Genomic DNA, 25,203 nt, shown 5'->3' with positions numbered 1-25,203 from the left:
CGGACCCCGGGAGCACGCGTCGTCAGAAGTCGTACTCGCAGTTGCGGAGGTTCGCCACGTCCTCGGTGAGCGTCGGCTCCCCGCCGAGCAGGAACGCGTAGTTCTTCGAGCTGGAGGCCAGGAAGCGCAGCGTCGAGTCGTGCACGCAGTCGCGCTCGGTCAGCAGCACGGACGAGCCCAGGGCCGCCGCCGTCGTCGCTCCCGAGAGGGCGTCGGCGAAGGAGGACCCCGCGGCGAGGAAGACGCTGTCCTGCAGCAGCGACTGGGGGTAGGCGCTGTTCAGCTCGACGCTGGTCTCGTAGCGGTCGCGGCCGGCGATCCTCGAGACCGAGGGGGCGAGGCCGCGACGCGCGAAGTCCGCCACGTACGCGTCCCGGATCGAGGGGTCGCCGCCGAGGAACTCCACGTGCTCCGGCGCCAGGGCGCGCACCGCGGTCGCGGTCGCGGAGTCGGCGCCCGAGGTCGCACCGTCGACCAGCAGCACGGGCTGCGCACGCCAGCCGGCGATCGGCGCGGCCGACAGGGCGTCAGGGAAGTTCGTGCCGGTCGCGACGAACATGTTCGAGTAGGGGCCGGTGCCGAAGGCGTCCGCGACGATCCGGCGGGAGGTGTCGTAGCGGTCCGTCCCGCCGATGCGCTCGGTGCCGCCGACGATCGAGCGGATCGCGGACAGGACCCCGGGGCTCACGCTCAGCTCGCTGCCGACGACCACGACCCGCTCCGGGCGGAGGCGGCGGATCTCGTCGGAGACGACCCGCGGCAGGCGGTCGGGATCGGTGAGCAGGAGCGCGCCTCCGAGTGCGGCGGCGGCCGGGCCCGCGCTCAGCGCGTCCGGCCAGTTCGCCCCGCTCGCCACGTAGAGCACCGGGATGCCCGGGGAGAAGTAGCCCGTCGCCTCCACCGAGGTCGCGTAGCGGTCCGATCCGGCGAGGCGGCCGGTGTACTGCTGGTAGTCGCTGCTCAGCGAGAGGTCGATCCCGGCGGCCGATCCGCCCACCGGGACGCGCACGTCTCCCGCGTCGCCCGAGCGGAGGACGTGGTCCCAGTAGCTGTCGTCGATCACGTCGTCGCGGCTCGACGCCCGGACGAGGTAGTCGCCGGGGACGACCTGCTGGAACGAGTACGGGTTGTCGCCGCCCGTGATCAGGTCGAGCTCGCCGGTGCGGAAGTAGCCGTCGGTTCCCGGGTCGCGGTACCAGATGTCGACGCGCTGGTCGCCCGCGACGCCGCTCAGGCGTCCCTCGAGCGAGCCCAGCCGTGCGGTGCGCAGCTGCACGCCGGCCGCAGGGGCCTGGAGCGGCTCGGCGCTGCGGGCGACGGCGCTGCCGCCGGACCAGAGGTCGGCGTACAGGTCGGCGTTGTCCTTGATCAGCAGGTAGTAGGTCTGCCCGGCGGTGAGCCCGTCGATGCTGAAGGTGAGGTCGCCGGCGACGGAGTGGTTCCCGAGGAGCCCCGCCTCGCTCGACCAGACCTCGACGTTCAGGAGGGCGCCGCGGGGAGTGGTGGTCGCGATCGAGCCGTCGGCCTCCTCGACCACGACACGGCCGCTGATCGACGCCGCAGCGCTCGCACGGGCGGCGCTCGGCGCCTCGTCCGGCACGGCGGGCAGGGGGGACTCGGCGCTGGGCTGCCAGAGAGGCTGCCCCTCGGGGAGCACGATCGAGCGGGGCGCGTCGGAGGCGGCGCCGAATGCGGCGACGGGGGCGGCCGACGGCGCGGCCGCCGATGCGGCGGAGGCGAGCGGGCTGGAGGTGATCGCCAGGGCGGCGACGAGGACCGCGGAGGCGGCGGACCTCAGAACGAGCGGGGACACGGCGGAATGCCTGCTTCCAGGAGGAGGTCGCCCTGCGGCCGACCCGGCGGAGGGGATCGCGCTCATGCTAGCGGCGGCCCGCGCCCCGTCGTCCTCCCCGATCAGGGGTCAGGAGACAGGCGGCGCGACGAGGATGTCGTCCCACTCCAGAGCGCGCTCGAACCGGAAGCCGTGCCGCTCGTAGAGGCGGCGGGCGTCGCTGCGCTTCAGCACGTCGAGCCGGAAGGGCAGACCCGGCCGCGCCTCCTCCGCCATCACCCGGCGCAGGACGGCGCCGCCGACTCCGCGTCCCTGTGCGTGCGGCGCCAGGTAGAAGTGCTCGATCCAGACCGCGTCCGGCTCGACCCGCGCGGCGATGCTCCCGGCGAAGGCGCCGTCGAGCTCGATCACCCGGGTGAGCTCGGGCCGGTAGCCGTCGAGGAAGCGGTGCCGCACGCGGTGCTCGTCGTAGCGGTCGAGCGTCTCGAGCGACGGGCGCATGACGACCGCGCGCAGCTCGGCGATCGCTGCCGCGTCCTCCGCGGTCGCGGGGCGGAGCGACCAGCCGGCGTCGTCGGCCACGGTCAGCGGCCGCGGGGCTTGCGGGTGCGCCGCACCGCCGGCGCGGACGCCTTGGCGCGGGCCGGCTTCTTCTTGCCGCCGCCGGCCCTCTCCGCCTTCTCGCGCGCCTCCCGCGCCTTCGCCTTGGCGGCCTTCGCCCGCGACTCGACCTTCGGCGTCGCGGCGGTTCCGCGCGTGGTGTTCGCGCTGCGGCCGCGGACGACTCCGATGAAGTCCTCGACGTCGTCGCCCTTGTCGTCCGTCACCCAGGCGAGGCGGACGGAGGAGGGAGCGACGCCGGTCACCGGCACCGCGGTGACGTCCTTGCGGCTGTGCACGCGCGCCACCGACTGCGGCACGATCAGCACGCCCACGCCGGCCGCGACCTGCTCGACCGCGTCGTCGAGGCCGGCCATGCGCGGCAGCGGGCGCCGCGAGCCGTCCGCGAGCTCCTCGGCGACCGCGGCCCACTCCGGCACGTCCTCCGGATCCTGGAGGAGGTGCTCGCCGGCCAGCTCGGCGACGTCGAGCTCCTCCGCGGCGGCCAGGGCGTGCTCGCGGCCGACGACGGCGACGGGCTGCTCGTCGTAGAGGTGGATGGAGCTGAGGGCGGAGGAGGAGACGTCGCCGCGGACGAACGACAGCTGCGCGCGGCCGTCGAGCAGCGCCTGCTCCTGATCGCGCTCGGCGACGACGGTGATGCGCAGCGGGAGATCGGAGCGGCGCTGGCCCCAGACGCGGGTCCACTTGGTGGGGGTGACGCCGGGCACGAGGGCGACGGCGAGCACGGGGCCGGCGGGGACGGCGTCCTCGGCGTCGGAGTCGGCGTCGTCGGAGTCGGCGGCGTCGACATCGCTGTCCCCGGCGTCGCTGTCCTCGGAGTCGAGGTCGTCGGAGTCGCCGTCCTCGGAGTCGCCGTCGGTGTCGTCCGACTCGGTTCCGGCTCCGGCGCCGACCGCGCCCGATCCGGCCGACGCGTCGACAGCCGCCGCGTCCGCCCCGCCCTCCGGACGCCCCTCCGCCTCGGGAGCGGCCTGCTGGTCGACGGTCTCGGGCTGCTCGCTCATCCCCTCAGGGTAGGTGGTCCGCGCCGCGCCGGTAGGGTTGCCGCATGGCCAAGGCGACACAGACGATGAAGGCTGCGACCGCGGCGAAGAAGCTGCAGGTCTACCTGCCCGCGACCCCGGAGGAGTTCCAGGAGTCGGCGATCACGCGCGAGCAGTACGACGAGCTCGCCGCGAACCCGCCCGCCTGGCTCGTGCAGCTGCGCGAGGAGGGGCCGCACCCCCGCTCCGTCATCGCCTCCCGGCTGAACGTCTCCATCTCGGGGCTCGCCCGCGGCGGCGTCACCGAGGCGCTGACCACTCCCGAGATCCAGGCCCTGCTCGACGAGGTCCCCGAGTGGCTGCGCGTCGAGCAGAACCGCTACGCGGAGGTCCGCCGCGAGCAGGCCCGCATCAAGTCCGAGCGCGCCGCCAAGGCCGCCGACTGACCCCACCCCCGCCTGCAGGACCCCGATCCGGCGCGGGCGACGTGGCCTGCGGACCGGAGCGGGATCCCGCCGAGGGGAGCCGCGCGGCTACTGGTTCGAGAACGCGGCGTCGAACGACGCGGTCGGGGTCCTCCAGAGCAGCGAGCGGATGAAGCCGACGGCCTCCTTCGCGCCGTGGAGGCGGTCCATCCCGGCGTCCTCCCACTCGATGGAGATCGGGCCGGAGTAGCCGATCGACTCCAGCGCCCGGAACGCGTCCTCCCACGGGACGTCGCCGTGCCCCGTCGAGACGAAGTCCCAGCCGCGGCGCGGGTCGCCCCAGGGCAGGTGCGAGCCGAGCACGCCGGCGCGGCCGTTCTTCGGACGCAGGCGGGTGTCCTTGCAGTCGACGTGGTAGATCCGGTCCTTGAAGTCGACGATGAAGCCGACCGGGTCGATGTCCTGCCACATCATGTGCGACGGATCCCAGTTGAAGCCGAAGGCCGGGCGGTGCCCGATCGCCTCGAGGGTGCGCACGCTCGACCAGTAGTCGTAGGCGATCTCGGACGGGTGCACCTCGTGCGCGTAAACCACGCCGTTCGCGTCGAACTCGTCGAGGATCGGGTTCCAGCGGGTCGCGAAGTCCTCGTACCCCTCGTCGATGACGGAGGCCGGGACCGGCGGGAACTGCGCCACGTAGGGCCAGATCTTCGAGCCGGTGAAGCCGACGACCACGTCCACGCCGAGCTTGCGGGCGACCCGCGCCGAGCGCTTCATGTCCTCGGCGGCGCGCTGCCGCACCCCCTCCGCGTCGCCGTCGCCCCAGGTGTAGTCGCGCACGAGTGCCTTGTGGCGGAAGTCGATCGGGTCGTCGCAGACGGCCTGGCCGGTGAGGTGGTTCGAGATGGCGAAGACCTCGAGGCCGTAGCGGTCGAGGATCTCCAGGCGCGAAGCGGCGTAGGCGTCGTCCTCGTCCGCGCGCTTGAGGTCGAGGTGGTCGCCCGAGGCCGCGATCTCGAGGCCGTCGTAGCCCCACTCGGCGGCGAGTCGGGCGACCTCCTCGAAGGGCAGATCGGCCCACTGCCCGGTGAACAGCGTCACGGGGTGGGTGGCGGGGTAGGTCTTCTCGTCGCTCATGCGGCGATCTCCGTCCGGTCGTCGGCGGCGGGCACGGTCACCCAGACGCCTGTCTCGGCCGCGTCGAGCACGGCCTCGGTGATGCGCGCCGCGCGGAGGCCGTCGGCGAAGGTCGGCAGACCCTCCACGTCGGCGCCCGCCACGGCGGCGTAGGTGTCGCGGGCGAACGCCGTGAAGGCGTCCTGGTAGCCCATCGGATGACCGCTCGGCACGATCGAGAGCCGGGCCGCATCGGGCGCGAGGATCGAGGCGTCGCGCGGCACCAGCAGGGCGCTGTCGCGCCGGCCGACCCACAGCGTCTCGGGGAGCTCCTGCTCGAAGCGCAGCGACTCCTCCAGCCCGGAGACCTCGAGCACCAGCTCGTTGCGGTGGCCCGCGGTGACCTGCGAGACGAGGAGCGTGCCGACGGCGCCGCCCTCGAGCCGGACGATCAGGCCGGCCACGTCCTCGGTGCTCACGGGGCGGCCGCCGCGCTCGGCGTGGACGGTGCTCGTGATCGCGGCGAGCGAGTCGATCCGGTCGCCGGTGACGAACTCCAGCAGGTCGACCAGATGCGAGCCGATGTCGCCGAAGGCGCGCGAGCGGCCGCCGGCGGCCGGGTCGACGCGCCAGTTGTCGTCGGAGGCGCCCAGCAGCCAGTCCTGGAGGTAGCTCCCGCGGACCGTGACCAGACGGCCGGTCTCGCCGGAGGCGACGCGGGCACGGGCCTCGCGCACCATCGGGTGGAAGCGGTAGGCGAACGGGACGGTCGCCACCACGCCGGCGGAGGACGCGGCCGCAGCGAGCGACTCCGCCTCCCGAAGCGTCGCGGCGAGCGGCTTCTCGCAGACCACGTGCTTGCCCGCCTCGATCGCCGCGAGCGCGAGTGCGGCGTGCGTGGCGTTCGGGGTGCAGACGTGCACGAGGTCGATGCTCTCGTCCTCGATCAGGGCCCGGGCGTCCGGGTAGGCGCGCTCGACGCCGAGCTCGGCCGCCGCCCGCTCGCCCTTCTCCGGGGTGGAGGAGGCGACTCCGGCGAGCACCGCTCCGGCGCTGCGGGCCGCGCGGCTGTGCACGGCCGCCATGAAGCCGCCGCCGAGCACGCCGACGCGCAGGGGCGCGGGCATCAGGAGAGGGTCGCTTCGGTCGGGTCCCAGCTCTCGGGCAGTGCGGGGCGGGGCGTCACGGAGCTGGTGACGAGGACCTTCTCGCCGGTCTCGGCGGCCTCGAGGAGCGAGAGCATCACGTCGGTGACGTGATACGCGAGGTCTCCGGAGGCGGCCTCGGGGCGGTCGGCCCGGATCGCGCGGGCGAGCTCGAGCACGCCGGTGCCGCGGGAGGCGGTCGAGCCGGTCGCCGCGATGACCTCAGGCTCGGCGGACCCGCGGCGGTGCAGGGTGATCTCTCCGTCGTGCTGGTTCGGGTCGGGGAGGACGAGGGTGCCCTCGGAGCCGTTGATCTCGACGAAGCCGGTGCGCGGCAGGCTCGACTCGAAGCTCCACACGCCCTGGGCCGAGGCCCCGGACTCGAAGCGGAGCAGCCCGCCGATGTGCGTCGGGATGGTCACCGGGAACTCGGTGCCCTCCTTCGGGCCGGAGCCCACCACGCGGGTGGCGCGGGCCTGGGACGAGATGGCGGTGACGCTCTCGACGGGGCCGAGGTTCTGCACGAGCGTGGTGATGTAGTAAGGGCCCATGTCCAGCAGCGGTCCGCCGCCCTCGGCGAAGAAGAACTCCGGGTTCGGGTGCCACGACTCGGGGCCGGGGCCCTGGAAGAGGGTGAGGGCCGAGAGCGGCGTGCCGATGGCTCCGCTCTCGATCACGCGCTGCGCCGTCTGGAGGCCCGCGCCCAGGAAGGTGTCGGGAGCGGTCGCGACGCGCAGCCCCTTCTCCTTGGCCAGCGCGAGCAGCTCGATCCCGCTGTCGCGGTCGAGCGAGAAGGGCTTCTCGGTCCACACGTGCTTGCCCGCCTCGACCGCGCTGCGCGCGACCTCGACGTGCGCGGCCGGGATCGTGAGGTTGACGACGATCTCGACGCCCTCGTGCGCGAGGAGCTCCTCGACGGTGCCGGAGGCGGGGACGCCGAAGGCCTCGGCCTGGGTCCTCGCCCGCTCGAGGTCGATGTCGGCGACGAAGAGCACCTCGAGGTCGGGGAAGACGGTGAGGTTGGTCAGGTACTGGGTGCTGATGTTGCCGGCGCCGATGACGCCGACGCCCACGCGGCCGGTGCCGCTCATGCGCCGAGCCCCGAGACGTAGCGGTGGGCCGACTCCAGGCCCTCGAAGATGTCGCCGGCGTAGGCGTCAAACTCCAGCACGGGCAGGGCCTGCGGAGCGGCGGCGAGGATCGCCGGGACGTCCATCGCGCCCTCGCCCGCGGGCAGCTGCTCCTGGGTGTCGGCCGAGATCGGGCCGTCCTTCACGTGCAGGAAGCGCACCTGGTCGCCGAGGCGTCCGAGCACCTCGACCGGGTCGTCGCCGCCGACGGCCGCCCAGTAGGTGTCGAGCTCGAGGACCATGCGCGGGTCGAGCAGGCTCGCGAGGTGCTCGAAGGCGCTGCGGCCGTCGACGCGGTTCTCGAACTCGAAGGCGTGGTTGTGGTAGCCGAGCACCAGGCCGCGGGCGGCGGCGGAGTCGACCAGCGCGTTCAGCTCGTCGGCGATGCGGGCGACGTCGTCCGCGGTGGTCCAGCGGGTCGGGTCGACGAAGGGGTCGATCACGGTCTCGACTCCGAGCGAGGCGGCGGTGTCGAGGATCTCGTCGACGGTGGCGTCGCCCTGCGGGCCGAGGAGGCGGGCGTGGGCGCTGGGAGCGCGCAGTCCGCTGGCCGGGAGCGCCGCGCGGTAGGCGTCGGCCAGGTCGACGAACCCGAAGAGCTCGACCGTGGTGAAGCCGATCGCCGCGAGGCGGTCGAGGGTGGCGGGCAGATCGGCCGCGAGCGGCTCGCGCACCGAGTACAGCTGGACAGAGAGGTCTGGGGGTGTGGCCACCGGTGGGGCTCCTGATCGCATCGGAAGGTGTGCCTCGAACCCTACGCGGACTTTTGCTCACGGACAAGCAAAACTAGCCCTGCGCGCCCGCCAAGTCGGGCGCCCGCCGCACAGAAGCACGGGCGCTGTGGTTGACTCTGGCCATGTCCCCGCGCCGCCGCATCACCGTCAGCGCGGTCGGCGAGCTGCTGCTCCTGCTGGCCGACGGGGCTCCCCGGACTCGGGCCGACGTGGTCGCCGAGACGGGCCTGCCGCGCGCGGCCGTCTCCGCCCAGCTCGACGTCCTCACCGCCTCCGGCCTGGTCGCCCGACAGGACGACGCCCCCTCCTCCGGCGGCCGTCCCGCCGCCCGCGTGGCCTTCGACCCCCGGGCGCGCAGCCTCCTCGCCGTCGACCTGGGCGCCGCGCACGCCGTCGTCGCCCTGACCGACCTCGACGGCACGGTCCTCGCCCGCCGCCGCGAGAGCATCGCCATCGCCGACGGCCCCCTCGCCGTCCTCGGCCACGCCCTCGACGTCGCCGCGGCCCTGCTCGGCCGGACTCCGGCGGCCGGCCCGCTCGCGGGAGTCGGCGTCGGCGTCCCCGGACCCGTCGAGCACGCGACGGGCCGCCCGGTGAAGCCGCCGATCATGCCCGGCTGGGACCGCTTCGACATCCCGGAGTTCGTCGGCCGCCGCCTCCCCGTACCCGTCCTCGTCGACAACGACGTGAACCTGCTGGCGCTCGGCGAGCACGCCGACCACTACGCCGACGTGGACGACCTCCTCTACGTGAAGGTCTCCACCGGCATCGGAGCCGGGATCGTCAGCGGCGGCGCCCTGCAGCGCGGAGCCCTCGGAGCCGCGGGCGACCTGGGCCACGTGCAGGTCCCCGGCGACCGCGGCGAGGCCGACCTCGAGGCGATCGCGAGCGGCTCGGCGATCGCCCGCCGGCTGACCGAGTCCGGGATCGACGCCGCCAGCACCTCCGACGTCGTCACCCTGCTGACCGGCGGGGACCCCACCACCGTCGAGCTCACGCGCGCCGCCGGCCGCGACATCGGCGAGGTGCTCGCCACCTGCGTGAACCTCCTGAATCCGTCCGTCATCGTCGTCGGCGGCAGCATCGCCCAGGCCAGCCACGAGGTCCTCGCCGGGGTCCGCGAGGTCGTCTACCGCCGCTCCCTCCCCCTGGCGACCCGCGCGCTCGACATCGTGCAGGCCGCGGCCCAGGGCGGAGGCGTCCGCGGTGCCGCCCTGATGGTCCGGCGCCACCTCCTCTCCCCCGCGCACGTCGACGCCTTCCTCGACGCCTGAGCCGCCGGCGCGGGCCGTCGCGCCCCGGTGAGAGGGCGCGGGTCGGCGTGCCGATTCGACCGGGCGCCGCAGGGGGCAGAGAATGAATCGGTGCCCGACCTGCAGCTCTCCTTCCCCTGGGAGACGCAGCCCGTCTTCACGGACGCCGAGCCCCCGCACCTCCGGAGGGTCGTCGCCGACTCCTCGGACCGCGTCGCCTGGCTCCGCGCCCGCTCGCGCGGCATCACGGCGACCGACGTCGCCCGCCTCTCCTCCCCCGCCGCGATCGGCAAGGCAGCGCTCGACAAGCTCTACGGCACCGGCTTCGGCGGCAACGCCTTCACCGACCACGGCCGCGCCCGCGAGCCCGAGATCGCCGCCTGGGTGCGGAGCGAGCACGCGATCGAGCCCAGCAGCACCCTCTTCCACGCGAGCCAGGAGCGGCGGCACCTCGCCACGCCCGACGGCATCGGCCTCCGCGAGGACGGCCGGCTCGAGCTCTGCGAGATCAAGACCACGACGAAGCCGTGGCGGAGCATCCCGCGCCACTACCTGCGGCAGGTCTTCTGGCAGCAGTACGTCCTCGGCGCCGAGCGCACGCTCGTCGTCTGGGAGCAGCACCGCGACTTCGTGCCGATCGAGGGCGAGCCGAACTCCCGCTGGGTCGACCGCGACGAGGACGAGATCCACATCCTCGTGCGGCTGGCGGGGATGCTGATGGCCGAGCTGCACGAGCGGACGCGCGCCCGGTGACGGTCCTCCTCCTGCACGGCCTGGGCGGCGACCGCTCCCAGCCCCTGGGGCTGCTGCGCTCCGCCCTCCCCGCCGGCAGCGAGGTCATCGCTCCGGACGTCCGCGCCCACGGCGCCTCCGAGCTGCTCGGCGCGCCCGGCGACTTCGCCCTCGAGGCGCTGGCCGACGAGGTGACGGAGGAGGTCGTGCGGGCCGGAGCCGCGCACAAGCCGCTCACGGTGCTCGGCATCTCGATGGGCGCGGCGATCGCCCTGCGCCTCGCCGTCCGACGCGTGCTGCCGATCGACCGTGCCGTCTTCGTGCGCCCCGCCTTCACCGCCGAGCCGCTGCCCGAGAACCTCACCGTGTTCCCCGTCATCGCGCAGCTGCTGCACGACCACGGAGCGAAGCGCGGCGAGCGGATGTTCCGCGCCTCGGGCCTGTTCGCGCGCGCCGCTGAGGTGTCCCCCGCGTCGGCGGAGGCGCTGACACTGCAGTTCCGCTCCCCGCGCGCGGCCGAGCGCGCCGTCCGTCTCGCCCAGATCCCGCGGAACGCCGCCTACCGCGATTCCGGAGAGCTGGGCGAGGTCATCGCGCGCACCCTGGTGATCGCGGCCGAGCGCGACCCCGTGCACCCGGTCGAGGTCGCGGAGGCGTGGGCTAGGGCTCTTCCGGATGCGGACTGCGAGCGGGTGCCGTCGCGGGACGAGGGCTTCGCCGCTCAGCAGGACCGGATCCGCGGGCACGTCCGCGGCTGGCTCGCTCGGCGCTGAGGTCCTCGAGCGCGAGCACCAGGCCGACGAACGCGAGCCAGAGCACCGCGATCGCCGTCGCCACGAACTCGAGCGTCCCGCCGAGCCGCAGCCACACGCGCAGGAGCGACAGGATCCCACCCGTCCCGGCGACGACCGCCACCGAGATCCCGGCGGCGAGCGAGAGCCGCGCGACCGCAGGGCGCCCCCGCACGGTCGCCAGCTGGAGCATCGCGGCGCAGGCGGCCCCGAAGCCGAGCACGGCGGCCGAGGTGTGGATGAGGTCCTGCCAGCGGAAGGCCGGCCCGACCGGCAGCGGGCAGCCCGCCGTGCAGGTCACCTGCGAGGCGAGCGCGAAGCAGGCGGCCGCCAGGAGGATCGCGCCCGCCGGGCGGAGGGCGGGCAGCAGGCGGGCGCGCACGGGCCAGGCGCCCGCGGCGATCAGCGCGCCGCCGGCCGCCACGAGCAGAAGGGCGGCCTCGAAGGCGCCCGCCGTCGGCAGGTCCGGCGCGCCCATCTCGCTGACGTAGACCCAGCGGCTGGTGCCGATGCTGATCCGGGCGGCCAGGAGGACCACGAGCCCGGCCAGGACAAGGAGGGCACCGCCGACCAGCAGGGTACGTCGGCGTCGCATCCCCTCATCGTGCCAGACCGGGCGCCCGCGGCTCCGCGCGCCAATCTTCTCCCGAGGGTGACACCCCCGTAACAGCGCCGACTCATTGCCTCGATTGACTGGTCGCGGCGTCGGATGCGGGGATCGGGGGCGACGTCCTCGGCACGCTCCACCCGCACGCCTCAGCGACAGGAAAGGCGACGATGCACACCAGCGCGCTCGGGCACGGCCTCGCGATCGGCGAGATCCCGGAGGAGGTCGTCCTCCCCGACACGATGACGGCGGCGGTGATCGACGCGCCGGGCGACGCCTCCGCCCTGCACCTGGCGACCGTGCCGACACCCTCCGCCATCAACGCCGAGTTCACCGTGAAGGTGGTCGCGGCCGGCGTGAACCCGCTCGACGCGAAGACGCGCGCGGGCCAGGGGGTCGCCTCGCAGATCGCCTCCTACCCTGCGGTCCTCGGCCACGACTTCTCGGGCGTCGTCGTCTCGAGCCCCTACCCGGCGCATCCGCTGCGGCCGGGCGACGAGGTCTACGGCTTCGTCATGGTGCCGCGCTACTCGGGCTCCTACGCGGAGTACGTCAGCGTGCCGAGCGTCTCCATCGCGCGGAAGCCGTCGACGCTCTCGCACGTCGAAGCGGCCGGCGTCCCGCTCGCGGCGCTCACCGCCTGGGGCATGGTCGTCGAGCTCGCCAAGGCGCACGAGGGCCAGCGGATCCTCATCCACGCCGGGTCGGGCGGAGTCGGCCACTTCGCGGTGCAGTTCGCCGCCTACTTCGGCGCCTCGGTGATCGCGACCGGCTCGACCCGCAACCTGCAGTGGCTGCACGAGCTCGGCGCCGCGCAGGTGATCGACCACACCGCCGAGCGCTTCGACGAGCTGCTGTCCGGCGTCGACGTGGTCATCGATCTGGTCGGCAACGTCCACGACGACACGGGCTCGCGCTCGCTGAGGGTCCTCCGCCCCGGGGGCCTGATCGTGAACGCGCCCACCGGGAGCTGGCCCGGGTTCTTCGAGGAGGCGGCCGCTGCGGGCGTGCGCGCCTCCACCTACCGCGTCGCTCCCGACGGGGCGACCCTCGGCGTGGTCTCGCGCCTTCTCGAGTCGGGCGACGTCCGCGTCTTCATCGACGGCATCTTCCCCCTCGCCCGCGCCTGCGAGGCGCACGAGCAGCTCGAGACGGGCCACACCCGCGGCAAGATCGTCCTCACCGTCTCCGAGGGCTGACCTCGGCGAGATGCCGCTCCGGTACGCCACGCGGAGCGTGTCGCGTACCCGGGCGGCGTCTCGCGGGGAGGGTCAGGAGAGAGAGCGCTCGAGGACGAAGTCGTCCTCCCAGCGGTCGCCGACGAGGAAGCGCTTGCGGCCGACGACCGCGAAGCCGTGCTTGGAGTAGAAGCGCTGAGCGCGCGCGTTCTCCTCGTTGACGCCGAGCCAGACGCCCGCGGCACCGTGTGCCCGCGCCTCCTCGAGGGTCGCGGCCATCAGCGCGGCCGCCGCTCCGGAGCCGTGCCGGCCGGGCAGGAGGTAGAACTTGCTGAGCTCGACGGTCGGACGCAGCCGGATCGCCGCGACGACGTCGGCGTCGGCGGGCTCCCCGCGCACGAGCATCGCGTAGCCGGTCAGCGCGCCGGAGTCGTCGTCGACCAGGAGCGAGCGGAGCGGATCGGCGAGGTGGTCGCGGAAGCGCTCGACCGAGAGCACGGTGCGCACGAACTCGGCCTTCGCCTCCGCGGTGGTGTGCGGCGGGCAGGCCAGCGGGAAGGTCGCGGCGGCCAGCTCGGCCAGGGCCTCGGCGTCGGCGGCAGACGCCCGGCGGACGGTCACGGGAGGCGCGGCGAAGCGGAGCGGCGGATCACCGGTCCAGTATGCCGGGACGACGAAGGAGGGGGCCCGCCGAAGCGGACCCCCTCCTCACGTCAGTGCGTGCTCGGCTCAGGCCAGGACGTTGACGTCCAGCGGGATGCCGGGGCCGAAGGTCGTCGAGACGGCGGCCTTCTGGATGTAGCGGCCCTTCGAGGAGGACGGCTTGAGGCGGAGGATCTCGTCGAGCGCGGTCTTGAAGTTCTCCTGGAGCTGCTCCTCGGTGAACGCGGCCTTGCCCACGACGAGGTGCACGTTGGCGTGCTTGTCGACGCGGAACTCGATCTTGCCGCCCTTGATCTCGGTCACGGCCTTCGCCACGTCCGGGGTCACGGTGCCGGTCTTCGGGTTGGGCATGAGGCCGCGGGGGCCGAGCACCTTTCCGAGACGGCCGACCTGGCCCATGAGCTCCGGGGTCGAGACGGCGGAGTCGAACGAGGTGTACCCGCCCGCGACCTTCTCGATGAGCTCGGCGCCGCCGACCTCGTCGGCACCGGCGGCCAGCGCGGCCTCGGCGGCCGGACCGGTCGCGAACACGATGACGCGGGCGGTCTTGCCCGTGCCGTGGGGCAGGATGACCGTGCCGCGGACCATCTGGTCGGCCTTGCGGGGGTCGACACCGAGCTTGAGGGCGACCTCGACGGTGCTGTTGAACTTGGCGGAACCGGTCTCGCGGGCGAGCGCGACGGCCTCGTCGGCCGTGTAGAACTTGCCCTCTTCGAGCTTGGCCGCGGCGGCCCGGTAGGCCTTCGACTTCTGTGCCATGTTGTTTCTCCTTGAAACGAGAATGTGGTTCTAGAGCCTGGCGGGCTCTCCCACGGGGGTGATGGAGTTCTGGTGGTGCCGCGATCGCGGCCGTGACTGCTGCTCGCGGGAGGCGGAGAGGTCCTGCGGAGGCGCTTCCGGCCCGGGCGTGCGGCCCGCTGAGGGGCCGCCGTCGGGTTCTCGAGGCTTCCGCGGTGGGTCCGCGCCGGTGGGCGCGTCGCTCCCGCCGTCGAGCAGCGCGTCGCGCTACTCGACCGTGATGCCCATCGAGCGGGCGGTGCCGGCGATGATCTTCGCGGCGGCGTCGATGTCGTTGGCGTTCAGGTCGACCTGCTTCGCCTCGGCGATCTCGCGGACCTGCGCCTGGGTGAGCTTCGCGACCTTCACGGTGTGCGGGGTCGAGGAGCCCTTGGCGACGCCGGCGGCCTTCTTGATGAGCTCCGCCGCGGGCGGGGTCTTCAGCACGAAGGTGAACGAGCGGTCCTCGTAGACGGTGATCTCGACGGGGATGACGTTGCCGCGCTGCGACTCGGTCTGCGCGTTGTACGCCTTGCAGAACTCCATGATGTTGACGCCGTGCTGACCGAGCGCCGGACCGATCGGGGGCGCGGGGTTGGCCGCGCCGGCCTTGATCTGGAGCTTGATCAGGCCGGTGACCTTCTTCTTGGGGGCCATTCTGATTCCTTTTCTCAGGGTTCGAGCGGTCGGGGGCTCCCGGCCGCTCTCCCGCGCATCCGACGGTGCCGGATCGCGGTGGAGGAGGGTCGTCCGGCGCGCACAGAGGCGGGCGCCGACACGAAAACCCGTACGAGCTTACACGAGCGGGGCCACCCCCGACAGGGCGGAGGAGGGGCCGACGCCCGGGGGCGCGTGGGGCGGTGCCGGAGGGGGCGCCGCCCGGAACGGCGAACGCCCCCTCCGACGTGCGGAGGGGGCGATCACGCGGCGCGGAGGCGATGCGTCAGAGCTTGGTGACCTGGTCGAACGACAGCTCGACCGGGGTCTCGCGCTCGAAGAGCGAGACGAGCACGGTGAGCTTGCCGCTCTCGGGCTTGATCTCGCTGATCGAGCCGGGAAGACCCGCGAACGAGCCCTCCTTAATGGTGATGGTCTCGCCGATCTCGAAGTCGACCTCGGCGGGCAGCACGCGCTGGGCCTGCTTCTGGCCCTTGGCACCGGAGGTCTTCGAGGGGGCGACATCCTTGATCTCGACGAGGCTCTTCAGCATCGTGAAGGCCTCCTCGAAGCGCAGCGGGGTCGGGTTGTGGGCGTTGCCCACGAAGCCGGTGACGCCCGGGGTGTGGCGGACGACCGACCACGAGTCCTCGTTGAGGTCCATGCGCACCAGCACGTAGCCGGGGATGCGCACCCGGGTGACCATCTTGCGCTGGCCGTTCTTGATCTCGACCACGTCCTCCATCGGGACCTGGACCTCGAAGATGTAGTCCTCGGCCTCGAGCGAGACCTTGCGGTTCTCGATGTTCGACTTCACGCGCTTCTCGAAGCCGGCGTAGGAGTGGATGACGTACCACTTGCCCGGCTTGCCGCGCAGCTCGGTGCGGAAGGCCTCGTACGGGTCGATGTCGGCGAGGTCCTCACCGGCGGACTCGGCGTCCTCGGCGGCGACCTCGGCCTCGTCCTCGACGGCCTCGAGGGCCGCTTCGGCCTCCTCGACGGTGTCGATGTGGGCGGCCTCGTCGACCGCGGAGTCGGCCTCGGGGTCGTCGACGGAGCCGATGGCGTCCAGCGCTGCCTCGAGGTCGGAGGCGAGGTCGTCCTCGGACTCGTTCTCGTCGATGATGCTCAGCGCACCCTGCTCGGCGGGCTCGACGGCGTCCTCAGCCTGCGACTGGACGTCGCCCTCCTGCTCCTCCTCGACCTCCGACGACTGCTCGGCAGCCGTCGCCCAGTCGACGTCGTCGCGGTTTCTGTCAGACACTCGTCACAACTCTCTCTCGATCGATCGGTCGCGCCCCTCGGGGCGCGTCCCGCTGTCGCCGGCACCCTCCGCTCGCGCGGCCCGGATGCTCTCGGGTCAGGCGGCGGGTGTGCCGAACACGTACGTCACGGCCAGGGCGAAGACCCAGTCGAGGAAGGACACCAGCGCCATCATGATGACGACGAAGATCAGCACGACCACGACGTAGTTGCCCAGCTCCTTGCGGGTGGGCGTCACGACCTTCTTCAGCTCGGCGATGACCTGCCGGATGAAGAGGGCGATGCGCGCGAACGGGTTGCGCCGCGCGGCTCGCTGCTGATTGGCGATCGCGACGACGTCCTCGCTCGGCTCGTCGACTGCTTTCCCGGCCACCTGCACGCACCTTTCCCGCACCGGAACCTCCGGTGTGGCCGACCGCCCGTCATGGGCGGCCCTGGACCGATGACCGCAGCGTCGCGGGGACCGCGTGCGACGGGCATCGATGTGCAGGGCGGACAGGGCTCGAACCTGCAACCTGCGGTTTTGGAGACCGCTGCTCTACCAATTGAGCCACCGCCCTATGGATGCCGTTGCGAGCATCCGAGGAGGAGACCGACCCGCCGCCCCACCGCCGCGACCCTCGCGGGCGCTGTGGATGAGGGCAGAGATCGACTACCTCGGACGAGTGTACGTGGACCCGCAGGGCGTGTCCAGCCGAGCGGCGGGGGGCCTCGGAGCCCCGTGCGCGCGCAGGATACGCTGGCCGTCGTGTCCTCCACCACGCGCATCTCCGCCCGCATCGCCGCCATCGCCGAGTCCGCCACTCTGAAGGTCGACGCCAAGGCGAAGGCCCTCCAGGCCCAGGGCCGACCGGTCGTGTCCTACGCCGCCGGCGAGCCCGACTTCCTCACTCCCGAGCACATCGTCGAGGCCGCCTCGGCCGCCGTGCTCGACCCGGGGAACTACCGCTACACCCCCGCGGCGGGCCTCCCCGACCTCCGCGCTGCCATAGCTGAGAAGACGGCGCGCGACTCCGGATGGGCCGTCGACCCCTCGCAGGTCGTGGTCACCAACGGCGGCAAGCAGGCCGTCTACCAGGCCTTCCAGACCCTCCTCGACGACGGCGACGAGGTGCTGGTGCCGACCCCGTACTGGACCACCTACCCCGAGGCGATCAAGCTCGCCGGCGGCGTTCAGGTGGACGTGTTCGCGGGCGCCGACCAGGGCTACCTGGTCACCGTCGAGCAGCTGGAGGCCGCGCGCACCGAGCGCACCAAGGTGCTCCTGTTCGTCTCCCCCTCCAATCCCACCGGCGCCGTCTACTCGGCCGAGCAGACCCGCGAGATCGGCGAGTGGGCCGAGGAGCACGGCCTCTGGATCATCGCCGACGAGATCTACCAGAACCTCGTCTACTCCACCGGCGACCAGGACGACGCGAGCCCGCTCGAGCACGCGACCTCGATCGTCGAGGCGGTGCCGGCCCTGCGCGACCGGACGATCCTCGTCAACGGCGTCGCGAAGACCTACGCGATGACCGGCTGGCGCGTCGGATGGATGGTCGGCCCGGCCGACGCGATCAAGGGCGCCTCGAACCTCCAGTCGCACCTCTCGAGCAACGTCTCGAACATCTCGCAGCGCGCCGCGATCGCCGCCCTCACCGGTCCGCAGGAGCCGGCCGAGGAGATGCGCCTGGCCTTCGACCGCCGCCGCCGCACCATCGTCGCCGAGCTGAACGCGATCGACGGGATCGAGTGCCCCACCCCCGGCGGCGCGTTCTACGTCTACCCCGACGTGAACGGGCTGCTGAACCGCGAGTGGAACGGCACCACCCCGACGACCTCCCTCGAGCTCGCCGACCTCATCCTCGAGCAGGCCGAGGTCGCCACCGTCCCCGGCGAGGCCTTCGGACCGAGCGGCTACCTCCGCCTGTCCTACGCCCTCGGCGACGACGCGCTCCTCGAGGGCGTGCGCCGCTTGCAGCGGCTCTTCGGCACCGTTTAGCCCTCCTCCGCCTGCGCCGTCGATCGGCAGCGGCGGCTCGACGACGGGGGTGCGTCGCAGAGAGCGGGGTGCGCAGCGCGGACGACGATCCGTGACACGCGGACCGCCGATCGCCGCTCGACCGTGCCGCACGGTGACGGCGGGTACTGCGACGGGCCTGTCCGACAGGTGAGGGGTGCCTGGCATCTCGGGGCGGGGAGGGCAAGAGGGAGGCGGAAATCGGGGATCACTGTCGCCGGAGGGGTGCGACAGGGCACGCTGTGACGATGAGCGAAGACCACGCCGTCCGAGTCCGCGACCTGCGGAAGGACTACGGGGGCGCTCCGGCGGTCGCGGGAGTCTCCTTCGACATCCACCGGGGCGAGACCTTCGCGCTCCTCGGCCCGAACGGCGCCGGGAAGTCGACGACCATCGAGATCCTCGAGGGCTACCGCGACCGCTCCGGCGGCGAGGTGTCGGTGCTCGGGGTCGACCCGCGCCACGGCGACCTGGCGTGGAAGGCGCGTCTGGGGATCGTCCTGCAGTCCAGCGGCGAGTCCGGCAACGCGACGGTCCGCGAGCAGATCGCGCACTTCGCCAGCCTCTATCCGCGACCGCGCGACGTCGACGAGACCATCGAGGCCGTCGGGCTGACGTCCAAGGCCCGCTCGCGCATCGGGCGCCTCTCGGGCGGCCAGCGCCGCCGCGTCGACGTCGCCCTCGGCATCATCGGCCGTCCCGAGCTGGTGTTCCTCGACGAGCCCACCACGGGATTCGACCCCGAGGCCCGCCACTCCTTCTGGGACCTGATCGCCCTGCTCAAGAGCGAGGGCACGACCATCCTCCTCACCACCCACTACCTCGACGAGGCCGCCCGCCTCGGCGACCGCGCCGCCGTGATCTCCGGCGGGCGGCTCCTGGCCATCGGCCCGATGAGCGCGATCGGAGGGGACGAGGCGCGCGTCCCGATCGTGCAGTGGCGCGAGGACGGCGTGCTGCACCGGCTGCGCACCACCGAGCCCGCCCGGACCGTCGCCGAGCTGCACGCCCGGATCGGGGAGCCGACGGCGCTCGAGGTCGTCCGCCCCAGCCTCGAGGACATCTACCTCGACCTCATCCGCGAGGACCGCGACGCGGTCGACCTGATCGGAGAGCCCGCGTGACCGCCGTCGCCACCCGCCCCCGCACCCTCTCCACCGGCCCGGGACGCACCGTCCGCCTCGGACTCGCCCGCGCCCGCTACGAGATCCGCTCGTACTTCCGCGCTCCGGACCAGGTGTTCTTCACCTTCCTCTTCCCGGTGCTGCTCCTGACGATCTTCTCGGTCGCGTTCGGCGACACCGCGGTGATGCAGGCGAACCCGCAGGACCCGGGCATCCCGATGGCCGAGTACTACGTGCCGGGCCTCGCCGCGGCCGGGATCCTGCTCTCGGGCGTCCAGAACCTGGGCGTCGACATCGCGGTCGAGCGCGGCGACGGCACGCTCAAGCGCCTCGCGGGGGCACCGCTGCCGGTCTTCAGCTACTTCATCGGCAAGTTCGGCCAGGTGCTCGTGACGAGCCTCGCGCAGACGGCCCTGCTGCTCCTCGTCGCGGCGACGGTGTTCTCGGTCGAGCTGCCCACCGACAGCGGGCGCTGGGCGACCTTCGCCTGGGTCTACCTGGCAGGAGTCGCGACGTCGGCCATCCTCGGCATCGCCGTCTCCGCGCTGCCCCGCTCGGGCAAGAGCGCGACCGCCGTGATCGTGCCGCCGCTGCTCGTGCTGCAGTTCATCTCGGGGTCGTACCTGTCGTTCACGACGCTGCCGGACTGGCTGCAGAACACGGCGAGCGTCTTCCCGCTCAAGTGGATCGCGCAGGGCATGCGCGCCGTGTTCCTGCCGAGCGGGTTCGAGGAGGCGGAGGTGAACGGGTCGTGGGACCTCGGCGGCGTCGCGCTGGTGCTCGGTATCTGGCTCGTCGTGGGGCTCGTCGCCTGCCGCTTCGGCTTCCGCTGGATCCGCCGCGACAGCTGAGCCGGAGGAGGCCGCGGCCGGAGGGCGCGCGTCCCCGGGAGCGCGGGGCCTGCGCGCGCAGACCGCGCGGACTCAGACCGCGGTGCCGACCACGACGGGCTCGGGGTGCAGCAGCACGCCGAACTCCGCCAGGACGCGGCCCTGGACGTACCGGGCGAGCTCGGCGACCTGCTCGGCCGTCGCTCCTCCGCGGTTGGTCAGGGCGAGGGTGTGCTTGCTCGACACGGCGGCCCGCGAGCCGGGCAGGGCGAAACCGCGCGAGACGCCGGCGTGCTCGATCAGCCACGCGGCGCTGAGCTTCACCAGGCCGTCGGCGCGGGGAGGCACGGGCAGCCCGACGGGCGCTCCGGCCTCGACCGCGGCGAGCGGGGTGATGACGGGCGCCTCCGCCGTCGGCTCGACCGGCCAGCGCGGCGCCTCGGGCGGCAGGGAGTCGGCGAACGCGCTCGTGACGAGGGGGTTGGTGAAGAAGGAGCCGGCGCTCGCGGTGTCCGGGTCCTCCGGATCGAGGACCATGCCCTTGCCCGCACGCAGCGCCAGCACGGTCTCGCGCACCCGCGCGAGCGGCACGCGGTCGCCGAGCGCGACTCCGAGCGCCGACGCCAGCTGACCGTAGGCGACGGGAGTGCCGTCGCCCTCGGCGCCGACCTCCTCGAGCGCGAACTCGACGGCCAGCACCGCGCCCCGGCGGCCCTGCTTGATCACGGAGGTGCGGTAGGCGAACTGCAGCTCCTCCGCCGTCAGCCGGACGGGCTCGCGGGCGCCCTCGTCGAGGAAGTCGACCGCGACCAGCGTGTCCGAGAGCTCCTGGCCGTAGGCGCCGATGTTCTGCACCGGCGACGCACCGACCGTGCCGGGGATGCCGCTGAGAGCCTCGAGGCCCGCCCAGCCGCGCTCCACGGTCGTCGCGACGAGGCCGTCCCACGACTCGCCCGCCTGGACCCGCAGGAGCACGAGCCCCGGCTCGTCGGAGGGGAGCCGCTCGACGCCGGTGGTGCGCACGCGCACGACCGTGCCCTCGACCCCGTCGTCGCCCACGAGGAGGTTGGAGCCGCCGCCGAGCAGCAGCCACGGCTCGTCGTCCGACCACAGGCCGACGAGCGTCTCGACCAGCTCCGCCTCGGTGGCGGGCTCGACGAGGCGCTCGGCGGGTCCGCCGACGCGGAGGGTGGTCAGGGCGGAGAGCAGCGGCGCGGAGGTCACGCGAGTCGGACCCGTGCCTGGGCCTTGCCGAGGACGGACTGGCCCTCGACCGAGACGGCGAGGTCGACGCGGACCCAGCCCTCCTCGGCGTTCACAGCACCGATCCTGGCGACCACGTCGATGGCGGCGCCGTCGCGCGGGTCCACCACGACGGGGCGGGTGAAGCGCACCTGGTAGTCGACCACGCGTCCGGGGTCGCCGACCCAGTCGACGACGACCTGCACCGCGGTGCCCATCGTGAGCATGCCGTGCGCGAGCACGCCGGGCAGGCCGACCTCGGCGGCGACGTCGTCGCGGTAGTGGATGGGGTTGAAGTCGCCCGAGGCGCCCGCGTAACGCACCAGGGTGCCGCGGTCGATCGGGAAGCGGCTCTCGGCGACGACCTGGCCGACGCTCAGCTCGGCGAGAGCGGGCAGTGCGGTGCTCATTCGTCTCCCCTGACCACGAGGGTCGAGATCGCGGTGACGACGTGCTCGCCGCTCGCGTCGACCATGCGGGACTCGGTGGTGACCATCGAGTGGGCGCCGAGCTTCTTGATGGCGGCGACCGAGAGGGTCGCGGTCAGCTCGTCGCCGGCGACGACCGGACGGGACAGCACGAAGCGCTGGTCTCCGTGCACGACGCGGCTGAAGTCGATCCCGCCGTCGGGCTCGGCGAGCAGCTGCTGGAGCGTGAACTCCTGCACGACGACGGCGAAGGTGGGCGGAGCGACGAGGTCGGGGTGCCCGGCGGCGCGGGCGGCTTCGACGTCGTGGTGCAGGGGGGAGGTCGCGCAGACGGCGCGGGCGAACTCGCGCACCTTCTCGCGCCCCACCTGATAGGGCTCCGTGGGCGCGAAGACGCGCCCGACGAGTTCGGGGTTCACTGGCACCCGGCCATCCTAGGCGCTGCCGTCGCGGGGCCCTCGGGGCTCCGGAGGCGCCGCCTGTGGTCACCCGGGTATGACCACCGGGAATTTCCCATCCGTGTATGGCTGACCCGCGGCCGAACTTCTCCGAAGCTGGCGGGCATGTCGACACCCACTCCCGAGCGCGACTGGGCGACCTACGCCCGCGAGCTCGGCACCAACATGCACCGGGCCCGCATCGCCAAGGGCGCCAGCCAGGAGCGGATCGCCCACGCGGCCGGGCTCGCGGGCTACACCTACCAGAAGTTCGAGAAGGGCGAGTCGAAGCCCGGCTCGCCCGCGAACCCCACGCTGCACACCCTCCTCGCGCTCTGCGAGGCGCTCGAGATCGAGCTGACGGACCTCCTGCCGCCCGATCCGCCGCGCACCTCACGCGGCGCCGAGTAGCCGGAGCACCGCGCCGGCCAGCCGCGACCCCGAGCTGAGATCGAGGTCGACCTCGCCGAGCCCGTCGGCCTCCAGGCGGAGCCTGTCCTCCCCCGACTCCCCCGGGCGGCACAGGGAGACGTGCACCGTCGCGCCCGCGGCCCCGTCTCGGCCCGCCCAGAGCACCACCGGGAGCGAGCTCGCCGCGGAGCGGTGCAGCCGCTCCCCCGCCGCGACCAGCTCGTCGTGCTCGCCCGCGCACCAGCGCGGGCACCCCTCGTCGTTCCTGCCGTCCATCCGCTCCTCCACGTTCCGCACCCCTCGGTCGAGGAGACCAGCCCACCAGGCGGTACCGACACCGAGGGCCCGCCGCGCCCCGATCCCGACCGGGGTGTGGACAGGAGACGGTCGTCCGCCCGTTGTGGAGGAGCGAGGACCAGGGTCCCATACGCAGGTGGTGCCGCCAGGGGTCCGGCACGAAGCACCGGCGCGGTGTCAGCGGTGGACGATCAGCCAGGTCGCGATCGCCGTGGTCGAGCCCGTGTTGACCATGCGGTGCGGCCGCTCGCACGGGAACGTGATGGCGTCGCCCGGCCCAAGGACGACCGACTCGTCCTCGAACTCGACCGTCAGCTCTCCGAGCGTCACCGTCCCCATCTCGAACCCGTCGTGGCGGAGCAGCTGCCGGTGCGCCGTCGAGGTCGAGCCCGGCGGGTAGGTCGACTCGAAGAAGTCGACGGCGTCCAGCGGACGCGGCGCCAGACGGCGGAACAGCACTCCGCCCTCGAGCGCCACGGGCGCCGACTCGCGCGCCCGGACGACCGCGGTCTCGACCGGCGCCGACGCGCCCTGGTCGAACACGGCGGACAGCGGGACCCCCAGCGCGTCCACGAGGGCGATCATCCGGCCGACCGAGGGCTGCATGGCTCCGCGCTCGATCTGCGAGACGGCGCTCACGGAGATGCCGAGTCGCCCGGCGAGTGCCTTCAGCGACAGGCCCGCCGAGAGCCGCAGCTCCCGCAGCCGGGCGCCGAGTCCGGCCCCGTCCGCGATCGCCCGGGCGGCCGCCTCGTCGGGCGCGGTGTCGTCGGAGGGCATGGCCCGTCCCCTCTCGCGGATCGTCACACAGCCGTAACGGAGCCGAAACGAGCGGCGGCCTCCCGACTCGTAGCGTGGCCCGCGTGAAGTGATCACTTCACTCGGAACGCTCTCCGCGACGCCCCGTCTCCTCGGCCGGACGTCCCGACCACCCTGACACATCCGCTCCGTGCCGCTCTGCGCACGACCGCCCGAGAGGTGGATCCACCCATGTCCGACCGCGTCACCGCACCCCGAGTCACCGCTCCTCCCGTCGATCCGGATCCCGCCGCCGCGGCGAGCGCCGGCTACGACGACCGCCTCTCCAACGAGGACCTCGCCCCGCTCCGGAAGCAGCGCTGGTCGAGCTACAACATCTTCGCGTTCTGGATGTCGGACGTGCACAGCGTCGGCGGGTACGTGACCGCGGGCTCGCTCTTCGCGCTGGGCCTGGCCGGCTGGCAGGTCCTCGTCGCCCTGGTGGTGGGCATCGTGATCGTGCAGGTCTTCTGCAACCTCGTCGCCAAGCCCAGCCAGGTCACCGGCGTGCCCTACCCCGTCATCAACCGGGCGATCTTCGGCATCCGCGGCGCGAACATCCCGGCGATCATCCGCGGATTGATCGCGATCGCCTGGTACGGCGTGCAGACCTACCTGGCGGCGCAGTCGCTGAACATCGTCTTCCTCAAGTTCTTCCCGGGCATGGCCGCCCTGAACACGCCCGAGGCGTCGTTCCTCGGCCTCTCGGCTCTGGGCTACCTCTCCTACGCGATCCTCTGGGTCGCGCAGGCCGCGCTGTTCTGGCGGGGCATGGAGTCGATCCGCCGCTTCATCGACTGGGCGGGACCGGCGGTCTACGTGGTGATGCTCGTGCTGGCCGTCTACCTGGTGTCGCAGGCGGGCTGGGAGAACATCTCGCTCACCCTCGGCTCCGGCGAGCCGCTCGACCTCGCCGCCGCGGTGCCGGTGATGATCTCGGCCGTCGCCCTGGTCGTCTCCTACTTCTCGGGCCCGATGCTCAACTTCGGCGACTTCTCCCGGTACGCCCGCAGCTACGGCGCCGTGAAGCGCGGCAACCTGCTCGGCCTCCCGATCAACTTCCTCTTCTTCTCCCTCCTCACCGTGATCACCGCCTCGGCGACCGTGCCGGTCTTCGGCGAGCTGATCACCGACCCGATCGAGACCGTCGAGCGGATCGACACCTGGTTCGCCGTGCTCCTCGGCGGGCTCACCTTCGTCATCGCGACGATCGGCATCAACATCGTCGCCAACTTCATCTCCCCCGCGTTCGACTTCTCGAACGTCAACCCGAAGAAGATCAGCTGGCGGATGGGCGGCATGATCGCCGCCGTCGGCTCGGTGCTGCTCACCCCGTGGAACTGGTACTCGAACGACACCGCCATCCACTACACGCTCGGCATCCTCGGCGCGCTGATCGGACCGCTGTTCGGCGTCCTCATCGCGGGCTACTACCTGATCAGCCGCCAGCGCGTCTGGGTGGACGACCTCTACACGATGAGCGAGAAGGGCCGCTACTGGTTCTCGCGCGGCTTCAACCCCAACGCCGTCTGGGCGACCGTGATCGGCGGAGTCCCCTCCGTCGCCTCGGTGCTCGTGCCGCGCTGGATCGCGGAGGCGGGAGGCGCGGAGTTCACCTGGCTCGGCGACTACAGCTGGTTCCTCGGCTGCGGGCTCGGGTTCGTCGCGATGGCCGTGCTCGAGCGGCGCGCGCCGCGGATCGGGCGCCTCGACGAGGACCTCGAGCACGTCAGCGACGGCTCGACCGTCTGATCCGGCCGGCACGGA

Annotated in this window: 28 protein-coding genes and 1 tRNA gene; 10 read left to right on the top strand and 19 right to left on the bottom strand. The window is 72.9% G+C overall.

Annotation, left to right across the window (positions count from 1 at the left end; genetic code table 11):
* Window positions 1-22: 22 nt before the first annotated feature.
* The 3 genes from C5C30_RS11985 to C5C30_RS11975 all read right to left on the bottom strand — a co-directional run bounded on the left by C5C30_RS11985 (window position 23) and on the right by C5C30_RS11975 (window position 3,420).
* Window positions 23-1,813: a cell wall-binding repeat-containing protein gene (locus C5C30_RS11985; RefSeq protein WP_104333802.1), complete on the bottom strand. Its 1,791-nt coding sequence runs from the start codon at window positions 1,811-1,813 to the stop codon at window positions 23-25.
* A 108-nt stretch (window positions 1,814-1,921) separates the two neighbouring features.
* Entirely contained in the window at window positions 1,922-2,374 is a 453-nt protein-coding gene (locus tag C5C30_RS11980) for a GNAT family N-acetyltransferase (protein WP_258061255.1), read from the bottom strand.
* Window positions 2,375-2,376: 2 nt separating this feature from the next.
* Complete coding sequence (locus tag C5C30_RS11975; RefSeq protein WP_104333801.1) at window positions 2,377-3,420, bottom strand: LysR substrate-binding domain-containing protein; 1,044 nt, start codon at window positions 3,418-3,420, stop codon at window positions 2,377-2,379.
* Window positions 3,421-3,464: 44 nt separating this feature from the next.
* On the opposite strand from C5C30_RS11975, the gene C5C30_RS11970 reads away from it, so the two are divergent.
* A complete protein-coding gene (locus C5C30_RS11970) occupies window positions 3,465-3,845 on the top strand; it encodes a DUF5997 family protein (protein WP_104223641.1) in 381 nt (126 codons plus the stop codon).
* Between the two features lie 87 nt (window positions 3,846-3,932).
* Here the strand turns inward: C5C30_RS11970 and C5C30_RS11965 are convergent, their stop codons facing one another.
* The 4 genes from C5C30_RS11965 to C5C30_RS11950 are packed head-to-tail and all read right to left on the bottom strand — an operon-like array spanning window position 3,933 to window position 7,928.
* A complete protein-coding gene (locus C5C30_RS11965) occupies window positions 3,933-4,961 on the bottom strand; it encodes a sugar phosphate isomerase/epimerase (protein WP_167299019.1) in 1,029 nt (342 codons plus the stop codon).
* Window positions 4,958-6,067, bottom strand: a complete 1,110-nt coding sequence (locus C5C30_RS11960) for a Gfo/Idh/MocA family protein (RefSeq protein ID WP_104260442.1) — start codon at window positions 6,065-6,067, stop codon at window positions 4,958-4,960. The genes C5C30_RS11965 and C5C30_RS11960 overlap by 4 nt, the downstream gene beginning before the upstream one ends.
* Window positions 6,067-7,176 carry a Gfo/Idh/MocA family protein gene (locus C5C30_RS11955; RefSeq protein WP_104260443.1) on the bottom strand — a complete coding sequence of 370 codons (1,110 nt, stop codon included), beginning with the start codon at window positions 7,174-7,176 and terminating at the stop codon, window positions 6,067-6,069. The genes C5C30_RS11960 and C5C30_RS11955 overlap by 1 nt, the downstream gene beginning before the upstream one ends.
* On the bottom strand, window positions 7,173-7,928 hold the full coding sequence (locus tag C5C30_RS11950; RefSeq protein WP_244230510.1) for a sugar phosphate isomerase/epimerase: 756 nt from the start codon (window positions 7,926-7,928) through the stop codon (window positions 7,173-7,175). The genes C5C30_RS11955 and C5C30_RS11950 overlap by 4 nt, the downstream gene beginning before the upstream one ends.
* Window positions 7,929-8,071: 143 nt before the next feature.
* Here C5C30_RS11950 and C5C30_RS11945 point away from each other — a divergent pair, with 143 nt between their 5' ends.
* From C5C30_RS11945 to C5C30_RS17705, 3 genes are all read left to right on the top strand, one after another.
* Window positions 8,072-9,223, top strand: coding sequence for an ROK family transcriptional regulator (locus C5C30_RS11945; RefSeq protein WP_104223637.1), 1,152 nt, complete (start codon window positions 8,072-8,074; stop codon window positions 9,221-9,223).
* A 99-nt stretch (window positions 9,224-9,322) separates the two neighbouring features.
* On the top strand, window positions 9,323-9,955 hold the full coding sequence (locus C5C30_RS17710; RefSeq protein ID WP_104223661.1) for a YqaJ viral recombinase family protein: 633 nt from the start codon (window positions 9,323-9,325) through the stop codon (window positions 9,953-9,955).
* Window positions 9,952-10,707, top strand: coding sequence for an alpha/beta fold hydrolase (locus C5C30_RS17705; protein WP_181125664.1), 756 nt, complete (start codon window positions 9,952-9,954; stop codon window positions 10,705-10,707). Before C5C30_RS17710 ends, C5C30_RS17705 begins: the two co-directional genes overlap by 4 nt.
* Here C5C30_RS17705 and C5C30_RS11935 read toward each other — a convergent pair.
* Window positions 10,595-11,320, bottom strand: a complete 726-nt coding sequence (locus tag C5C30_RS11935; protein WP_104223635.1) for a DUF998 domain-containing protein — start codon at window positions 11,318-11,320, stop codon at window positions 10,595-10,597. The genes C5C30_RS17705 and C5C30_RS11935 overlap by 113 nt on opposite strands.
* Before the next feature lie 182 nt (window positions 11,321-11,502).
* Between C5C30_RS11935 and C5C30_RS11930 the strand changes: the two genes are divergently transcribed.
* A complete protein-coding gene (locus C5C30_RS11930) occupies window positions 11,503-12,531 on the top strand; it encodes an NADP-dependent oxidoreductase (RefSeq protein ID WP_374952914.1) in 1,029 nt (342 codons plus the stop codon).
* A gap of 72 nt (window positions 12,532-12,603) precedes the next feature.
* Here the strand turns inward: C5C30_RS11930 and C5C30_RS11925 are convergent, their stop codons facing one another.
* The 6 genes from C5C30_RS11925 to C5C30_RS11900 all read right to left on the bottom strand — a co-directional run bounded on the left by C5C30_RS11925 (window position 12,604) and on the right by C5C30_RS11900 (window position 16,430).
* Complete coding sequence (locus C5C30_RS11925; protein ID WP_104292415.1) at window positions 12,604-13,131, bottom strand: GNAT family N-acetyltransferase; 528 nt, start codon at window positions 13,129-13,131, stop codon at window positions 12,604-12,606.
* Window positions 13,132-13,239: 108 nt separating this feature from the next.
* Window positions 13,240-13,932: a 50S ribosomal protein L1 gene (rplA, locus tag C5C30_RS11920; RefSeq protein ID WP_104223633.1), complete on the bottom strand. Its 693-nt coding sequence runs from the start codon at window positions 13,930-13,932 to the stop codon at window positions 13,240-13,242.
* A gap of 246 nt (window positions 13,933-14,178) precedes the next feature.
* Window positions 14,179-14,607, bottom strand: a complete 429-nt coding sequence (gene rplK, locus C5C30_RS11915) for a 50S ribosomal protein L11 (protein ID WP_104223632.1) — start codon at window positions 14,605-14,607, stop codon at window positions 14,179-14,181.
* 286 nt (window positions 14,608-14,893) lie between these two features.
* The gene (nusG, locus tag C5C30_RS11910; protein WP_104223631.1) at window positions 14,894-15,871 is read right to left on the bottom strand and encodes a transcription termination/antitermination protein NusG; all 978 of its coding nucleotides are present in this window, start codon (window positions 15,869-15,871) and stop codon (window positions 14,894-14,896) included.
* A gap of 96 nt (window positions 15,872-15,967) precedes the next feature.
* Complete coding sequence (secE, locus tag C5C30_RS11905; protein ID WP_068208793.1) at window positions 15,968-16,243, bottom strand: preprotein translocase subunit SecE; 276 nt, start codon at window positions 16,241-16,243, stop codon at window positions 15,968-15,970.
* A 114-nt stretch (window positions 16,244-16,357) separates the two neighbouring features.
* Window positions 16,358-16,430 (bottom strand) — tRNA-Trp (locus C5C30_RS11900).
* Window positions 16,431-16,609: 179 nt separating this feature from the next.
* On the opposite strand from C5C30_RS11900, the gene C5C30_RS11895 reads away from it, so the two are divergent.
* The 3 genes from C5C30_RS11895 (at window position 16,610) to C5C30_RS11885 (ending at window position 19,844) form a co-directional block, all read left to right on the top strand.
* Complete coding sequence (locus tag C5C30_RS11895; RefSeq protein ID WP_374953262.1) at window positions 16,610-17,851, top strand: pyridoxal phosphate-dependent aminotransferase; 1,242 nt, start codon at window positions 16,610-16,612, stop codon at window positions 17,849-17,851.
* Window positions 17,852-18,117: 266 nt separating this feature from the next.
* Entirely contained in the window at window positions 18,118-18,993 is an 876-nt protein-coding gene (locus tag C5C30_RS11890) for an ABC transporter ATP-binding protein (RefSeq protein WP_104223630.1), read from the top strand.
* Window positions 18,990-19,844, top strand: a complete 855-nt coding sequence (locus C5C30_RS11885) for an ABC transporter permease (protein WP_104223629.1) — start codon at window positions 18,990-18,992, stop codon at window positions 19,842-19,844. Before C5C30_RS11890 ends, C5C30_RS11885 begins: the two co-directional genes overlap by 4 nt.
* A gap of 72 nt (window positions 19,845-19,916) precedes the next feature.
* On the opposite strand, the gene C5C30_RS11880 is transcribed toward C5C30_RS11885, so the two are convergent.
* From C5C30_RS11880 to C5C30_RS11870, 3 genes are read right to left on the bottom strand one after another with little or no spacing between them, the layout of a single operon-like run.
* Entirely contained in the window at window positions 19,917-21,047 is a 1,131-nt protein-coding gene (locus tag C5C30_RS11880) for a UDP-N-acetylmuramate dehydrogenase (protein ID WP_104260446.1), read from the bottom strand.
* Window positions 21,044-21,475, bottom strand: coding sequence for a MaoC/PaaZ C-terminal domain-containing protein (locus tag C5C30_RS11875; RefSeq protein ID WP_104238284.1), 432 nt, complete (start codon window positions 21,473-21,475; stop codon window positions 21,044-21,046). The genes C5C30_RS11880 and C5C30_RS11875 overlap by 4 nt, the downstream gene beginning before the upstream one ends.
* On the bottom strand, window positions 21,472-21,918 hold the full coding sequence (locus C5C30_RS11870; protein ID WP_104333799.1) for a MaoC family dehydratase N-terminal domain-containing protein: 447 nt from the start codon (window positions 21,916-21,918) through the stop codon (window positions 21,472-21,474). The genes C5C30_RS11875 and C5C30_RS11870 overlap by 4 nt, the downstream gene beginning before the upstream one ends.
* A 138-nt stretch (window positions 21,919-22,056) precedes the next feature.
* On the opposite strand from C5C30_RS11870, the gene C5C30_RS11865 reads away from it, so the two are divergent.
* On the top strand, window positions 22,057-22,341 hold the full coding sequence (locus tag C5C30_RS11865) for a helix-turn-helix domain-containing protein (RefSeq protein ID WP_104223625.1): 285 nt from the start codon (window positions 22,057-22,059) through the stop codon (window positions 22,339-22,341).
* Here C5C30_RS11865 and C5C30_RS11860 read toward each other — a convergent pair.
* Window positions 22,324-22,617 carry a DUF6907 domain-containing protein gene (locus C5C30_RS11860; RefSeq protein WP_104254833.1) on the bottom strand — a complete coding sequence of 98 codons (294 nt, stop codon included), beginning with the start codon at window positions 22,615-22,617 and terminating at the stop codon, window positions 22,324-22,326. The genes C5C30_RS11865 and C5C30_RS11860 overlap by 18 nt on opposite strands.
* Before the next feature lie 198 nt (window positions 22,618-22,815).
* Window positions 22,816-23,418: a helix-turn-helix domain-containing protein gene (locus tag C5C30_RS11855; RefSeq protein ID WP_104333798.1), complete on the bottom strand. Its 603-nt coding sequence runs from the start codon at window positions 23,416-23,418 to the stop codon at window positions 22,816-22,818.
* A gap of 210 nt (window positions 23,419-23,628) precedes the next feature.
* On the opposite strand from C5C30_RS11855, the gene C5C30_RS11850 reads away from it, so the two are divergent.
* Window positions 23,629-25,188 carry an NCS1 family nucleobase:cation symporter-1 gene (locus C5C30_RS11850; protein WP_104227042.1) on the top strand — a complete coding sequence of 520 codons (1,560 nt, stop codon included), beginning with the start codon at window positions 23,629-23,631 and terminating at the stop codon, window positions 25,186-25,188.
* The last annotated feature ends 15 nt before the right edge of the window (window positions 25,189-25,203 follow it).

This window comes from Rathayibacter sp. AY2B5, assembly GCF_002931645.1.
Classification (GTDB): Bacteria; Actinomycetota; Actinomycetes; order Actinomycetales; family Microbacteriaceae; genus Rathayibacter.
Note: the sequence above shows the minus strand (reverse complement) of the source record. Positions and strands in the feature narration are given on the sequence as shown.

Excerpts from the sequence above, each read along its gene's own strand:
- C5C30_RS11975 (WP_104333801.1), bottom strand. The coding sequence starts at position 3,420 with ATGAGCGAGCAGCCCGAGACCGTCGACCAGCAGGCCGCTCCCGAGGCG.
- C5C30_RS11970 (WP_104223641.1), top strand. The coding sequence starts at position 3,465 with ATGGCCAAGGCGACACAGACGATGAAGGCTGCGACCGCGGCGAAGAAG.
- C5C30_RS11965 (WP_167299019.1), bottom strand. The coding sequence starts at position 4,961 with ATGAGCGACGAGAAGACCTACCCCGCCACCCACCCCGTGACGCTGTTC.
- C5C30_RS11960 (WP_104260442.1), bottom strand. The coding sequence starts at position 6,067 with ATGCCCGCGCCCCTGCGCGTCGGCGTGCTCGGCGGCGGCTTCATGGCG.
- C5C30_RS11955 (WP_104260443.1), bottom strand. The coding sequence starts at position 7,176 with ATGAGCGGCACCGGCCGCGTGGGCGTCGGCGTCATCGGCGCCGGCAAC.
- C5C30_RS11945 (WP_104223637.1), top strand. The coding sequence starts at position 8,072 with ATGTCCCCGCGCCGCCGCATCACCGTCAGCGCGGTCGGCGAGCTGCTG.
- C5C30_RS11935 (WP_104223635.1), bottom strand. The coding sequence starts at position 11,320 with ATGCGACGCCGACGTACCCTGCTGGTCGGCGGTGCCCTCCTTGTCCTG.
- C5C30_RS11930 (WP_374952914.1), top strand. The coding sequence starts at position 11,503 with ATGCACACCAGCGCGCTCGGGCACGGCCTCGCGATCGGCGAGATCCCG.
- rplA (WP_104223633.1), bottom strand. The coding sequence starts at position 13,932 with ATGGCACAGAAGTCGAAGGCCTACCGGGCCGCCGCGGCCAAGCTCGAA.
- rplK (WP_104223632.1), bottom strand. The coding sequence starts at position 14,607 with ATGGCCCCCAAGAAGAAGGTCACCGGCCTGATCAAGCTCCAGATCAAG.
- C5C30_RS11890 (WP_104223630.1), top strand. The coding sequence starts at position 18,118 with ATGAGCGAAGACCACGCCGTCCGAGTCCGCGACCTGCGGAAGGACTAC.
- C5C30_RS11875 (WP_104238284.1), bottom strand. The coding sequence starts at position 21,475 with ATGAGCACCGCACTGCCCGCTCTCGCCGAGCTGAGCGTCGGCCAGGTC.
- C5C30_RS11865 (WP_104223625.1), top strand. The coding sequence starts at position 22,057 with ATGTCGACACCCACTCCCGAGCGCGACTGGGCGACCTACGCCCGCGAG.
- C5C30_RS11860 (WP_104254833.1), bottom strand. The coding sequence starts at position 22,617 with ATGGACGGCAGGAACGACGAGGGGTGCCCGCGCTGGTGCGCGGGCGAG.
- C5C30_RS11855 (WP_104333798.1), bottom strand. The coding sequence starts at position 23,418 with ATGCCCTCCGACGACACCGCGCCCGACGAGGCGGCCGCCCGGGCGATC.
- C5C30_RS11850 (WP_104227042.1), top strand. The coding sequence starts at position 23,629 with ATGTCCGACCGCGTCACCGCACCCCGAGTCACCGCTCCTCCCGTCGAT.